The organism is Aquamicrobium terrae, from assembly GCF_052978165.1.
The window spans coordinates 1,148,446-1,161,162 of record NZ_JBRKLZ010000001.1; the positions used below are offsets into that span (position 1 = coordinate 1,148,446).

The window sequence follows — 12,717 nt, forward strand, 5'->3', positions numbered from 1 at the left end:
CGCGGGGCCTGTCCAGCATTTCGCTTCGGCAGCGCTCGCGGCAGGGCAAGTGCCGTCTTCACTTGATCTTTACCACGACCGACTCATATACAGCGTAATTATCGGGCTTGGCATGAGCCGGCCGAGTTGGTGATTCGGACGGGACACTATGGCACGCATTCTGCTGGCGGAAGACGATGACGATATGCGACGCTTCCTGGTCAAGGCGCTGGAGCGCGCCGGCTACCAGGTGAGCGACTTCGACAATGGCGCGAGCGCCTATGAGAGGCTGCGCGAGGAGCCCTTCTCGCTGCTCCTGACCGACATCGTCATGCCCGAGATGGACGGCATCGAGCTGGCGCGCCGCGCCACCGAGATCGATCCCGACCTCAAGGTGATGTTCATCACCGGCTTTGCCGCCGTCGCCCTCAACCCCGATTCCAAGGCGCCGCGCGACGCCAAGGTGCTGTCCAAGCCGTTCCATCTGCGCGACCTCGTCAACGAGGTGGAAAAGATGCTGCAGGCGGCGTGAGGCGATAAAATTTCCGCCCCGCGCTATTGACGGCCCGGGGCAAAAATGATGTATGCGCGCCATTGGATGGGCGTATAGCTCAGCGGGAGAGCACTTCGTTGACATCGAAGGGGTCCCAAGTTCGATCCTTGGTACGCCCACCATCCGATTTCTGATAGCTTTTCAAGAACTTAGCTATCAATTCGAATCCCTCCGAAAGACCCTTGATTTAGCTGCTGGTCACAAACTGGGCACAGCAAAGGGTCCCGCATGGCAACGATTCGGAAGAAGCGCGACAAATATCACGTGCAGATTCGCAGAAAGGGCATTGCCCCTTTAAGCAAGACATTTGCCCTTCTGGCAGACGCCAAGGAATGGGCGAGACACCAAGAGAGACTGGCGGATAGAGGCGAGCTTGGCCCCGACAGAAAGGAACTTGAACGGATCACGCTTGGCGAGCTTGTGCAGCGCTACCTGGAAGAAGTCGTCCCGTCAAAAAAAGCAGCCGACATCGAGAGGATCATGCTTGAGGCGTTCCTTCGGCATAAAATCTGCAAAAAGCGCCTCTCCGAACTGACGACAGCCGATTTTGCGTCCTATCGAGACGAGCGGCTGAAAACGATCACTGCAAAATCCCTCAAGCGCCAACTTTCTCCGCTCAGCAACATGTTCGAGGTTGCAAGAGTGGATTGGTTGCTTCCTCTCCGTGGCAATCCGCTTTCGGACCTTTCCTTGAAGGTCAAAGACAACAAGCGCGACAGGCGGCTACGGGAAGGCGAACTCGACAAGCTGCTGGAAGCAGGGAAAAAGACCCGTAACCCGTTTCTGATCCCAATCGTTCGGCTGGCGCTGGAAACAGCCATGAGACGGGGCGAGATGCTGGCCCTGAAATACCGTGACGTTGATATTGAACGCTGTACGGCAATCATCAGGGAATCCAAGAACGGCTATTCGAGGGTCATTCCCCTGTCTTCTCTGGCGGTAGCCCTCCTTGAAACAACCATGGCCGTCATGAGCGACAAGGCCAAAGCCCAAAATGAACGTATCTTTCCGCTTACCCCTGTTGCGGTGCGTCTCGCATGGGACAAGCTGACCAAAAGGGCAAAGCTGGACGATCTGCATTTCCACGATCTGCGCCATGAGGCGATTTCCCGATTTTTCGAGAAAGGGCTTACCGTGCCGGAAGTGGCATCGATCAGCGGTCACAGGGACATAAGAATGCTTCTTAGATACGCTCACGCTGACCAAGGGAAGCTGGCCAGAAAGCTGAATGGGACTTGTGAGGACGCTTTGAACGGCTAGGACGGCTTTCCAGAAGGATTACCCTCATCCTCCCCATCATCGGGCATTACCAGATCGACATGGCTCACGCCGAGCGCGTGGGCGAGATGGAAAAGGGTAATGACGGTTGGATTGCGCTTACCTCGCTCAAGATCGCTGATGTATTGCTGGCTGAAACCAGATTCTTCAGCGGCCTGTTCCTGAGTGAATCCGGCTTCCCGGCGCAACCGGGCGAAGTTCCGACCAACCAATTTCCGCATATCCATACACGGACGGATTGCAGGTTCGGCGGCTTCGGTTTATCAACTATAATGTGTATCGCGGGGCAAATCAGCGCGGGCCTATGGGCTCTGCAACTGGGGGAAGCATGTTCAAACGTATCATTTTGGCGCTTGGTATTTTTATCGTTGCGATAGGCACGGCAAATGCTGCTTCACCAGAAATAGAGAAGTGGAGAGCAAGCATCAAAAGTGAGCTTCAGCATTTCATTCGGAAGAACGAATATCGCTTCCACGAGGTCACAAATGGGCGGTATCAATCAGTTCTCGTTCATATGACTATCGACAAGAACGGAAATGGAACAGCAACAAAAATACGAAATAAGAATGCTACAAAGCAAGCAACATATCTAGTTAATGATGTTTTCAAAAACCCTATAAAACTTTCGAAAACACCGCTTCAAAAAGACATGAGAATTGTTTTTCCTGTCAATATACCTGCTTATATCAGAAAATAGAGTTGTAAGGGCGGGAAACCAATGGAGCATGAGGAAGGTCGAAATACGTTCATATATGTATTTCTGGTGATATTTTTAATTCTATCTTCCGTTTCTGGATACTTTATCTATCAAGAGCATAAAAGAAAACAGGAGAGAAACGAAGTAGAAGCTAAAAAACGAGTTTAACAGATAGATGAAGAAAATAAAAATCTGAAAACCATTTCGGATAAATTCGGTTTCTCAAATCTATCTATTTCCCTTGATGGAAAAACTCTTCTTTCGCGGTATCTGACAGGTGCCTATAACGAACCTTGTGACTGGAATGCAGTCTACAATCTTGCTGAACAGCTATCAAAGGATGGCCAGCGGCGGAATGCAGCAACCCTCTATGAATATTACGATAGGTCTTGTGGAAAGGCCAACACTGCCACTTGGTACGCGGCCAATATCTATGAGCAAATTGGAGACCACCCTGCCGCGCTAAGAGCCATAGGGCGATACATAGAGGACACGGCAGAAAATCCCGGCGGTTATTACCTTCGAGCCAGATCGAATGAGGCTCTTGGGAACATGGATCAAGCCATATCCGATTATCTGACGACGATTTCCCTGATCAACGACCCGTCAAAAACAAGCTATGGCATCTTCAAGCGCTTGTCTCTCGCATATGAAGCCAAACGGGAGTTCTGTGAAGCTGCTAGCGCGCTTCAGACATGGGTGGCAGCCAACGGGGAACATGACAACAGCCAACTCAATTTCCTTGTTGGGAACCTGAAGAAAAAGGGCGACTGCACAACGGACTATGCGACGGGACGGGACACATTCCGCCATCAGCCAAACGCGTCAGGGGTTATCTATGCTGACGTCTATGTGAACGGTGTGAAGGGCAGATTCGTGGTCGATACGGGTGCTGCGCTGGTTTCGGTGTCCAGATCGTTTGCTGAGCGAGCCGGGCTGAAGTATTCGAAGGATAGTGAAATCCTTCTTGGCACCGCTAACGGAATTGCGAAGGGCAACCGAGTGACAATGGATTCTGTGCGTGTCGGAAAGGTCAAGGCCGAGAAGGTCCAAGGGATCGCGATGCAGCAATCCGATGCACTGGGAGAGGACATAGACGGGCTGCTTGGGCGATCATTCCTCGCCAGATTCGACATTACCTTTGCGAAGGGCAAATGGGTGGTTTCAGCTGCGGAGTAGCGTCGATCACGGGGCGAATTAGGTCTGTCAACTCTATCTGAGAAGGTACATTGCTCTCGACGTAACAAGCTGCGTCACCGTCAGAAATAAAGGATGAATCGATTCGAAAATGAACGGAGACAGTTCCTGCGCATATCGTGAAGGTAACGTCATCCGATACCGCCCCGATGAAAACCTCCACCTCTTCGTTCGCCCACAGTCCGGCCCTGAGAAACTGAGATGCTGGGGTATCGCCTCCCAGACCATCTAGTGTGGCAATCAGGTTTTCTGTGATCTTATCAAAATCGCCTTCCAAATAACCTGCGTCTTCAATCTGGAACCAATTCGTTTTGTACGGTGGCTCCTCTACGAACGAAATCTCCAGCTTCCGTTCAAACTGAACGATTGGTGATTATACTGGTCACTACCTGCAACGCATCAGGCGGCGTGCTTCCGCAAGCAAGGAATATCGCCAATCATTAACCAGTAAGCCGAAAGGCATAGCAAAAATGGGACAGAAAGCGGACTGTTAGCTTGCGAACTTCAAATATGCGAAAGCTAACGCTCAACTGCACCAACATGTTGACGCTTCCGGCACCAATCTACCGTTTGCCTTAATCCAGAAAAGGCAATTTTATTTCGAAGGGCGAGCTAAGTAGGCTCTTTCCGAATGGCTCATCTGTTCTGATAATAAGTTGCGCGATGATTCGGCTTCATGCACGCCGAGTGGAACCGCAATCGTATGGACGGCGGGATGCGAAGTTCTTGGAACCGACGTTTTCGAGCAAACTGATGAGGGACTTGGCAACAGAACCCCAGAAAGCTTACCATCATCTGGGAGGTGAAAGCGGTCAGGCTTTCATCGGTTTGGTGGCAGATTTCAGGGCGGCCTTGTTCGCGGCTGACGTACCAGGTGGCCCAAGATCATCAAAAAGAAACGGAGAGTGCTTTGAACTTGAGTGGTTTGTCTCTACTGGTTGCACGTTGCAAACCGTGATGGTCGCCTCCGGCAAAGACCATGATGCGTGGAAAGATGCTCATAGAATCCATCTGAAGTCCATAACGGTTGACGGGAAGGTGGTAGCTTAATGTTTGAACCAAACTGGGCCTCCCCACCGGGGGACACTATCTCTCGGATTGCAGCGATTAGTAATGTTCCGATACACGAATTGGCTGAGCGCATTGGCTTCGAAGACGACGTGTTCTCTGGAATAATGGAAGGGCGTGTTAGGATCAGCGATGAAATCGCGGACGCATTGTCCGCAGAACTGGGTGCGTCACGCCAGTTTTGGAGCGAACGATACAATCAATTTATTGCCGACAAGGCACGGGTTAGCAGTTCGGTGGATACGCCCTCGCTGTCCACTTGGGGGAAATCGTTCCCAGTTCAAGCCCTGCGCGAACTCGGCTGGTTACCAAAGGGATCGCGCGACGAACGTTTATCTGAAGATATTCTGCGATTTTTTGGATGCGATAGCATTAGCAGCTGGAATGATCGATATTCCGCGGGGATTGGCCAAGTGGCGTTTCGAACATCGTTTGCCTTTGAGGCCGACGAAATGGCAACGTTGGCTTGGTTGCGCGTGGGCGAGGTGCAATGCGAAAAACTACCACTTGAGAAATTTTCTGCGCGCGATTTTAAGAAGCACCTACCCGAGTTAAAGAAACTTTGTGTTTACAAGCGCCCTGACGCATTTTTTCCAAAATTACAGCATGCCTGTGCAAAGTATGGCGTTGGCTTGGTAAGTACGAAGGCTCCGAAAGGGTGTCGAGCAAGCGGTGCCACATGGACGAACACAAAAGGCAATCCGGTCATCTTGCTTAGTTTTCGCCATTTGAGCGAAGACCATTTTTGGTTCACTTTTTTTCATGAGGCGGCACACGTTATCCTACATGGTACCGACCACATTTCGGTGGATGGCGGTGACCCCTCCCCACTAGGTGGATCACAATTCGAGGACGAAGCTGACACTTTCGCACAAAATACGCTCATCCCAGTTGATCTTAGGGATGAGATGTTGAACGCTATACCAACACGCTCAAATGCCCGCAGAATCGCACGTAAAGCCGGCGTTACACCGGGCATCATTGTTGGACAGCTTCAGAAAGCCGGAGTTCTACAGCCTCACCAATTCAACGATTTGAAGCGTCGGTACAGATGGGATGGGAACACTACGCTCCCGATTCTTTCTCAGCCTCGAAAATAAACGTAAGCATCTGGGCTCTTTTGCCAGTTGCATAGGCTGTCTTCAATAACCTGTTTTCCCACCTGGAGAATGTCGTCCAGAGCATCAACGCGCGGCTCCAAGGCTTTACCTGTGATCTTATGTTTCCGATCACCAAATAACAACAACCGTGCGCCATCGAGAGGCCCTGATGCTTTGTCCAAGTAGACGCTGCCAGGGAAAATGGGAGCGATTTGCAGCTTGCCTAGCATTGTAAGAAAATCGAAGCGACCTAGGCGTCCTCTACCGAAGCGAGAAACGTTCCTCATTGATTTGTAGAGCGCATCAAAAGTCGCTTGCGGCTCTTGCCCGACTTGTGCATGCGTTACGATCAGCCTTTCACGAAAATCGCCAAACTCAGTCTGCCATTCATGGAAAGTACGAAATGTCTTTGCTATCTCTTGTGGTTTCTTGCTTTCGAATTTCCGATGGTTTGAAAATCGACCGGATACGTTGACGTTTTCCAGGTTGTTCTGATTTGCAGCGAGCATATTCTCGAACGCTGCTACATTGGAGGTGTATTCAGCAAAAGTCCAAGTGGGCCCTACCCCGAAAGAACCATAGACATTCTCGGCAAGCTTCCACTCGTCCACCGCGTGTTTGCCGAAGTGGGTGAGGATAAACGTAAGCCAAACCGCTTCGTCCAAATGTCCGTTGCGATGGAGATAAAGAACTCCTCTAATCGGGTCGAAAATTCCAGAATACGGAACGCATCTCAACGAATCTACCGCTCGTACAAGCAAAGTGTCAGTGTACGAAATTCGACGAAGGCTGGACACGATCTGTTGTGCCCAACAATGCCTCCGTGGAGCCGTTGCAATGCCAGGAAGAGGGCCAAAATGTTGGTTTATCTGCCCGATTTTCGTAAGGAATTCGTCTATCCTGTCTTTGTGGAGGCCTATCATTCACCGTCCCCATTTGCATACTCGAAAAGGTCCCGAATAGGAACTTGCTTTCGTTCCAGTCTGCCGAGTATGTATATTCTATAAACTGGTGACATACCGCGCATAAGATGGATGACCTTTCGTAACTCTGGCCTTTCACTCTTCAGATCCTCACCACGCTTCTTCATATCTTCAAAAATTTTGTGAATCCTGAATATCTCTATGAAGTCACACCAATAGGGGGCGAGAGTTGTTGGTGTGGGATAATCAATATTCCCAGTTCGAATTTCTCTCTCCGCAATCTTCACCTGTTCGATGCTCGTCCACGGATTTCCCAAAGGCATTTCAGGCATCGGCGAGAAGTCGTGAAGCCCTTCATTAAAATAGATTTTTGCGCCGGACATGGATTTATTTGCTGGTCGATCCTTTGTGGCGTCACTGTCATGATAGAGATGGAGGCTGGTCACTGAGTGTGTATATCGGCCTAATCCAAAGCCTAATTCGCGAGCTGCAATCTCTTGCAACATCGTAAAAGTAAAGATGTCGTGTGGAAGACCGAAGAACGCATCGTTGGAACGCATATGGGTATGCATCAAAAGCTGCTTGTTTCTCACTACGAATTGAATAGTGCAGGTGCACGGCTTATCGCCATTTTTCGGCTTTGCATCTGAGTTGTCATAAATCTGAATAAGCGCGTTTCTTGAACCCTCTCGTTCACGTAACGTACCTATTACTCTATCCCATTCGCTGGCGCCCTCACTCTTAGCCTGTGCGTTCATTCCAAAAATTCTTGGACCATAGGCGCCGTTTGCCTTAACCTCATCTTTGATCAATTTCGGGTATCTCGGGATGTAGTGCTTAATGAACTCGACGCAATCACTCCCAGAAAGGTACCAGAACAACTCTCCAAGTGGACTGAAAGCTTTTGCTTTCGAGAAAGATCGACTTAGCCGCGCCCGGGGGTTCCTCAGCTCCAAAAGAGCACTGAAGACTTCGGTGCTTTTACCTTTATCAGACTCGACCTCGAAATTTCCTCGCCCGGTGAGTAACTGTTTAAAAACAGCTCTCAATAGATCATCTAGGCTATCTTCGCTCGCGTGAAACAATCTCCCTCAACCTCATTTTTGGCTGGCCCCAACCCTCAACTTCACAGAAGCAACAATAATTTAGGCGGTAAATGATTTATACACTAGTGAATTTCAAGTTATCCCCTGCATACTCACGACCAAACTGCCCTCCGCAGTCAACCAGCCATCCTTGAGTTCTCTGCAAGGTCAGATATTGCGTATACCCTAACAATCAGATCACTTATGCACAAAAGAAGCCGATAGTTTTGGTAGATTTTTTGGTACAAAATTAATCGACAGGTTATAAAATTATAAGAATAAATCAACTAATTATGGATATATTATAGGGGTTTCGATTTCCTCCTTCAAAGTCATATCGGTTGAAGCCGGCCGAGCTTTCCCATCGAGAGAAATTCCCGGAATGAGATAAGTTGGTTCGTCTGTAATTTTCCAAGGCGAGAGCATTTTCGTCTAATAATTATTCTGTATCGTAAGCGTGGTTAGGCTATACAGCCCCCTGGGAACGGTCCCACACTCGCTCTAACGGCCTAGGAAGCCATCTCCTGCCAGAATGCCCCAACGACGCCCTGGGACCGGTCAAATTTATTCCAGCGAGTGGAACGCTAGGAGGGATTTGCTTCACATCCCCAAGGTTTGCTATTCCATTTGTGACAGCCCCGGCGGCCCATTCCTCTCGCTTCCTGTACCCTCTGTATTCAGGTGCCTGCTTCTTCGCCAGAAAGCGAGCCATTCCCAATCGGTGACGTTCGGTGGCGGTCAGGTTTATTTGATCGATCAGCAAATCATCAAATAGGCTCCGTGCCTTTTTCAAGCCTATCGTCCTATCCATTTTCCTCTGGTAGGCAGCGAGCATCACGGAACAAAGGCTGTCCAAGTTTCCTTCTGGAACGATGAAGCTGTCATGGATTGGCAGAGCAACAACCTCCTTGGCCAACATCTCCATAATGACTTCTTCGGCAATGTCGGAATCCAGACGTTGTAGCCGAATCCCCTCGCCTGAATGGAAAAATTCAGCAATAGGCTTATGCCTTTCGAGAACAAGCGCCTGAAGCTCTTTCCATGTCATATTCTCGGGCAACGCTGACTTGAGTGGAGCGCTGAGACGCCCTTTGCCATTAATCAGCTTCAGGGTGGTTGTTTTGACTAGGTTCCGGTAGCTCGGGTCTATTCCCTCAATAGCGTATGCGTCCCCCTTCAAATCCTGCCCGATCTTGGCATAGAGCATCGCCAGTTGCATGCTGGAGAAATCCACCTCCACTGTGGGAATGCCATTGATGGTTATGAACCGGCGATAGTCACTTGGGATGTTTTGCCACCAACCACCGTAGAATCTGCCACCATGATCAAAGTTGCCATTGTTAAACACACGATAAAGGCTACGACCTGAAACCAGATCAATCACAGGCTTAGAGAGCTTGATATTTCCAAACTCGTCAATCCTTTCGCCTTCTTGTCTTTGCAGGCCATAAAAATCCTGATCGGCTACAAATATATCCAGCCAGTGGCTTTTAATATAGTTATTGTACGTATTTAGATTATCCTCCATATCTTTTATGGCGTCATTATTATTAAATGAGATGAATTCCGAATTACCTCTAGATGATCCCTCTCGTAAACGAATGATAGGAACAGGAGAGAGATCAAATATGTTACCTTTTATCATGCAATAGTAGTCATAATTAAAAGTCTTCCTAGTAATGGGATAGGTTCCGGTATTACATGGTTTTTTATGATTAATTAGGCCCATTAAAAATTCAATGAAATGGTCAGTTCCTCTTATTTGAGTTGGGTATCCTATATTCCTACTCTTATCATAGTTCCCCCCAACCATACTGATAAAAGCAGGTTTAGATTTCGTCATATAACGAATAACCTTCCTAACGGAAGAGATGCTTATTCTGTAAGGGTTGAATTCCCCACTTGGATAGCCATCGTTACTAAGGTCAACCATCAAATTCAAATGGGGGAAAACAAAATATTGCTTAAGTATATTAGCTGAGATAACACTCAATGCGTTTCCAACATTTCGAACCGCATCAGACCGCCCCGAGCCTCCTTCTGATAATTCTATTTTGTGAGCAACATCAGAAATCTTACCATCAAGTACCTCACTAAACTTTAATGTAATATCCATCCAAGGTGAGTTATTTATGTAGTTCATTATTTTGTTTCCGATTAAGAAAATTGATCAATATATTTTTAACTTCTTCTGTTGATAAACCAACTCTCTCGCGAATACTTCTGATCAATCCTTCTTTTGTTCGACAATATGACCACCCTCGCCAAGCTGGCTTGCCTTTATACGAACCCTTTCGGGATTGAAGAATCCATTGAGTGTTGTCATTGCAATCAATAACTCTCCATCCATCGTTTATTCTGATAACAACCCTCGAATTATCGTCGCTTTTTTCCTCGTTATTCGGGGCATAGAGCGGTCCCAGGGGCTGGTCCGTATCTTTTTCGCTCGAATATACAGGCTGAATCTCTCTCGCCTGTGGGACCTCTTTAAGTGGGACGGCCTTCCTCTCTCTGTGATCTCGTGAGAAGTGGGATAGAATTTTAAAAATGTAGGAATTAAATATGGTATTATCCTTTATAAAATTATTTAATATAAAATTATTTAATATATTGTGCTTTGTTAAATAGTATATGAAATGTGGAAATTGCCCTTATTTATTAATTTCAACAAAATTGTGAATCAAATCCAATTATATGAAGTAAAATAACAAACAGAATTAGCTGATAAACCAAGCCGATATTAATCCAGCCTGATTTCTATCTCATTTCGGCAATTTTTGAGCAAATAAGGAAGATGGGAAAAGCCACATATCTTCCCTATATAATTATGATACTGCAAAATAGGAATAAAGTCAATAGCTTATTAGGAAGTCGACAATATTTCTAGAAAAAGATATTGCTGATACCCGCTACTCTGCGAAGAGAGCTTTTTACCGTCTTAACAGCCCATGAAGAGGCCAACGGGTTGGCTGCACCACAGCCTGTCCTAGGTCCGGAAAGGTAGTTTGTCAGACTACATTGAAGGGGTAGGGGACTTATTGGCTCCACCTATTTCTAGGGTCCAGCCGTTGCCCTTGGCCTTCACTCATTCCGCAATAGGAATTCGATCCTAATTCGCTAACGTACTTGGTACGTTCTGTCAAGAGGCAATTGTAGCTCCACCAGACACATACATGCGCTTGGGCTAGCAGGAGGGATTTACAGCTAGAATTTCTCCTGAAATTAGGCCGAGCCCATATGCAATCCCGGAGCACCCCCGCCCGTCACTTCCTCCCCTACCGGGTGGTATCACAGGGAAGATTTCTTCTGTCCTCTGCAATGGCAGGCTCCCTCCCGCTGAGTTTACAGACTGCAAGAACAAAGCGCGGGGTGGAATGCTGTCAACGATTGAAGGGAATCCGAACCGTAAACCAATCACGAGAGCTTTTCTGTCTACGGGGCACACTATGGGCACAACGGGCACAGGAATGAACGGGCTTGTATAGCTCGGAGAAAGATTGTATCAACTACGAAGTAGCTGAATTTATTCAGTCTTTCGACGGACGCCAAAGGCGAACAGCGGGAGAGCACTTCGTTGACATCGAAGGGGTCCCAAGTTCGATCCTTGGTACGCCCACCATCCAATCCAGTCATTTGACAGCGGTGCACATAGCTCCCCTCAGGTTCGGCGAACCTTTGCGCGGTCACGAGACTTTGTCCGCCGCCTGCCCGAATCCGCCTTATTCCGTCAACATTGTCTGCGCTCGCGCAGCCAGGACGGCGTCCCCTCGCACGGGATCCGTGCCGTTATTTCGGGAAGGGCAGAATGAGAGCTTTTATCGCGGCCGGTGTCGTGTTCATTTCGGCGAGCCTGTGCCTGTCGGCCGCGCCGGCGCTTGCCGACGTGCAGGAGCGGCTCAAGATCGTCCTGGACGACGTCGCGGCATTGACTCCGCTGCGTACGGTGATCATCGCCCATGACGGCGAGACGATAGCCGAGCGCGGCTATGGCGGCCATTCCGTCACCGCTCCCGCTAACATCAAGTCGGCCTCCAAGACCATCGTTTCGGCCATGGTCGGCATCGCCATCGACAAGGGCCTGCTCGAGGGCGTAGACCAGCCCGTCGCCGGCCTGCTCGCCAGCTACCTGCCCGATGCCCCGGACCCGCGCCTGCGCGACATCACCATCGGCCATCTGCTGTCGATGCAGGCCGGCCTCGAACGGACCTCGGGCCAGAACTATGGACGGTGGGTGGCGAGCCGGGACTGGGTCCGCTTCGTCCTGGCCCAGCCCTTCGCCGACGAGCCGGGCGGATCGATGCTGTACTCGACCGGCTCCACCCACCTGCTCTCCGCGATCCTGACCCGTGTCGGCGGCAAGTCGACCCTCGCCCTGGCACGGGAATGGTTCGCCGACATCGACGACTTTTCGATCGCGTCCTGGGATCGCGACCCGCAGGGAATCTATTTCGGCGGCAACCAGATGGCGATGAGCCCGCGCTCGCTGCTGGCCTTCGGTGAGATGTACCGCAAAGGCGGCGTCGCCGAAAACGGCGAGCGGGTAGTCTCGGCACGCTGGATCGAGGAATCCTGGCGCGTGCGCACCCATTCGCGCTTCACGCAGGACGGCTATGGCTACGGCTGGTTCCAGCGCAACATTGCCGGCGAAGACGTCTCCTATGCCTGGGGCTATGGCGGCCAGATGCTCTACATCGTGCCATCCGTCGGCCTGACCGTGGTCATGACCTCGGACGAAAGCGCCCCCTCGGGACGCACCGGCCACCGCGAGGACCTGCATGGGGTGCTCGGCCGCATCATCGAGGCGGTGAAGACCGGAGACACCACATCCAACTGAAGG

10 protein-coding genes and 1 tRNA gene are annotated in these 12,717 nt (G+C 49.8%); 7 read left to right on the forward strand and 4 right to left on the reverse strand.

Annotated elements, in window-relative coordinates; translation table 11 throughout:
- The first annotated feature begins 148 nt into the window (after positions 1 to 148).
- From cpdR to ACVCNR_RS05730, 3 genes are all read left to right on the forward strand, one after another.
- Positions 149 to 511, forward strand: a complete 363-nt coding sequence (cpdR, locus tag ACVCNR_RS05720; protein WP_183831847.1) for a cell cycle two-component system response regulator CpdR — start codon at positions 149 to 151, stop codon at positions 509 to 511.
- 68 nt (positions 512 to 579) lie between these two features.
- Positions 580 to 654: transfer RNA gene (locus ACVCNR_RS05725), tRNA-Val, on the forward strand.
- Positions 655 to 760: 106 nt separating this feature from the next.
- Entirely contained in the window at positions 761 to 1,792 is a 1,032-nt protein-coding gene (locus ACVCNR_RS05730; protein WP_447074069.1) for a site-specific integrase, read from the forward strand.
- Here ACVCNR_RS05730 and relB read toward each other — a convergent pair.
- The gene (gene relB, locus ACVCNR_RS05735) at positions 1,789 to 2,037 is read right to left on the reverse strand and encodes a type II toxin-antitoxin system RelB family anti-toxin (RefSeq protein WP_447074070.1); all 249 of its coding nucleotides are present in this window, start codon (positions 2,035 to 2,037) and stop codon (positions 1,789 to 1,791) included. The genes ACVCNR_RS05730 and relB overlap by 4 nt on opposite strands.
- 101 nt (positions 2,038 to 2,138) lie before the next feature.
- On the opposite strand from relB, the gene ACVCNR_RS05740 reads away from it, so the two are divergent.
- From ACVCNR_RS05740 to ACVCNR_RS05750, 3 genes are all read left to right on the forward strand, one after another.
- Positions 2,139 to 2,507 carry a hypothetical protein gene (locus ACVCNR_RS05740; RefSeq protein ID WP_447074071.1) on the forward strand — a complete coding sequence of 123 codons (369 nt, stop codon included), beginning with the start codon at positions 2,139 to 2,141 and terminating at the stop codon, positions 2,505 to 2,507.
- 552 nt (positions 2,508 to 3,059) lie between these two features.
- Positions 3,060 to 3,686 carry a retropepsin-like aspartic protease family protein gene (locus tag ACVCNR_RS05745; protein ID WP_447074072.1) on the forward strand — a complete coding sequence of 209 codons (627 nt, stop codon included), beginning with the start codon at positions 3,060 to 3,062 and terminating at the stop codon, positions 3,684 to 3,686.
- A 1,148-nt stretch (positions 3,687 to 4,834) separates the two neighbouring features.
- Positions 4,835 to 5,872, forward strand: a complete 1,038-nt coding sequence (locus tag ACVCNR_RS05750; RefSeq protein WP_447074073.1) for an ImmA/IrrE family metallo-endopeptidase — start codon at positions 4,835 to 4,837, stop codon at positions 5,870 to 5,872.
- On the opposite strand, the gene ACVCNR_RS05755 is transcribed toward ACVCNR_RS05750, so the two are convergent.
- From ACVCNR_RS05755 to ACVCNR_RS05765, 3 genes are all read right to left on the reverse strand, one after another.
- Complete coding sequence (locus ACVCNR_RS05755) at positions 5,857 to 6,795, reverse strand: alpha-glutamyl/putrescinyl thymine pyrophosphorylase clade 3 protein (RefSeq protein WP_447074074.1); 939 nt, start codon at positions 6,793 to 6,795, stop codon at positions 5,857 to 5,859. The two genes, ACVCNR_RS05750 and ACVCNR_RS05755, sit on opposite strands and share 16 nt — an antisense overlap.
- Complete coding sequence (locus tag ACVCNR_RS05760) at positions 6,792 to 7,880, reverse strand: thymidylate synthase (protein WP_447074075.1); 1,089 nt, start codon at positions 7,878 to 7,880, stop codon at positions 6,792 to 6,794. The genes ACVCNR_RS05755 and ACVCNR_RS05760 overlap by 4 nt, the downstream gene beginning before the upstream one ends.
- A 466-nt stretch (positions 7,881 to 8,346) precedes the next feature.
- Positions 8,347 to 10,023, reverse strand: coding sequence for a hypothetical protein (locus ACVCNR_RS05765; protein WP_447074076.1), 1,677 nt, complete (start codon positions 10,021 to 10,023; stop codon positions 8,347 to 8,349).
- 1,662 nt (positions 10,024 to 11,685) lie between these two features.
- On the opposite strand from ACVCNR_RS05765, the gene ACVCNR_RS05770 reads away from it, so the two are divergent.
- Positions 11,686 to 12,714 (forward strand): serine hydrolase domain-containing protein, encoded by a 1,029-nt coding sequence (locus ACVCNR_RS05770; RefSeq protein WP_447074077.1) that lies wholly within the window; start codon positions 11,686 to 11,688, stop codon positions 12,712 to 12,714.
- Positions 12,715 to 12,717: the final 3 nt, after the last annotated feature.

What these genes read in the sequence shown, in the direction of transcription:
- cpdR (WP_183831847.1), top strand. Translation starts at nt 149, where the DNA reads ATGGCACGCATTCTGCTGGCGGAAGACGATGACGATATGCGACGCTTC.
- ACVCNR_RS05730 (WP_447074069.1), top strand. Translation starts at nt 761, where the DNA reads ATGGCAACGATTCGGAAGAAGCGCGACAAATATCACGTGCAGATTCGC.
- relB (WP_447074070.1), bottom strand. Translation starts at nt 2,037, where the DNA reads ATGGATATGCGGAAATTGGTTGGTCGGAACTTCGCCCGGTTGCGCCGG.
- ACVCNR_RS05740 (WP_447074071.1), top strand. Translation starts at nt 2,139, where the DNA reads ATGTTCAAACGTATCATTTTGGCGCTTGGTATTTTTATCGTTGCGATA.
- ACVCNR_RS05745 (WP_447074072.1), top strand. Translation starts at nt 3,060, where the DNA reads ATGGATCAAGCCATATCCGATTATCTGACGACGATTTCCCTGATCAAC.
- ACVCNR_RS05755 (WP_447074074.1), bottom strand. Translation starts at nt 6,795, where the DNA reads ATGATAGGCCTCCACAAAGACAGGATAGACGAATTCCTTACGAAAATC.
- ACVCNR_RS05765 (WP_447074076.1), bottom strand. Translation starts at nt 10,023, where the DNA reads ATGAACTACATAAATAACTCACCTTGGATGGATATTACATTAAAGTTT.
- ACVCNR_RS05770 (WP_447074077.1), top strand. Translation starts at nt 11,686, where the DNA reads ATGAGAGCTTTTATCGCGGCCGGTGTCGTGTTCATTTCGGCGAGCCTG.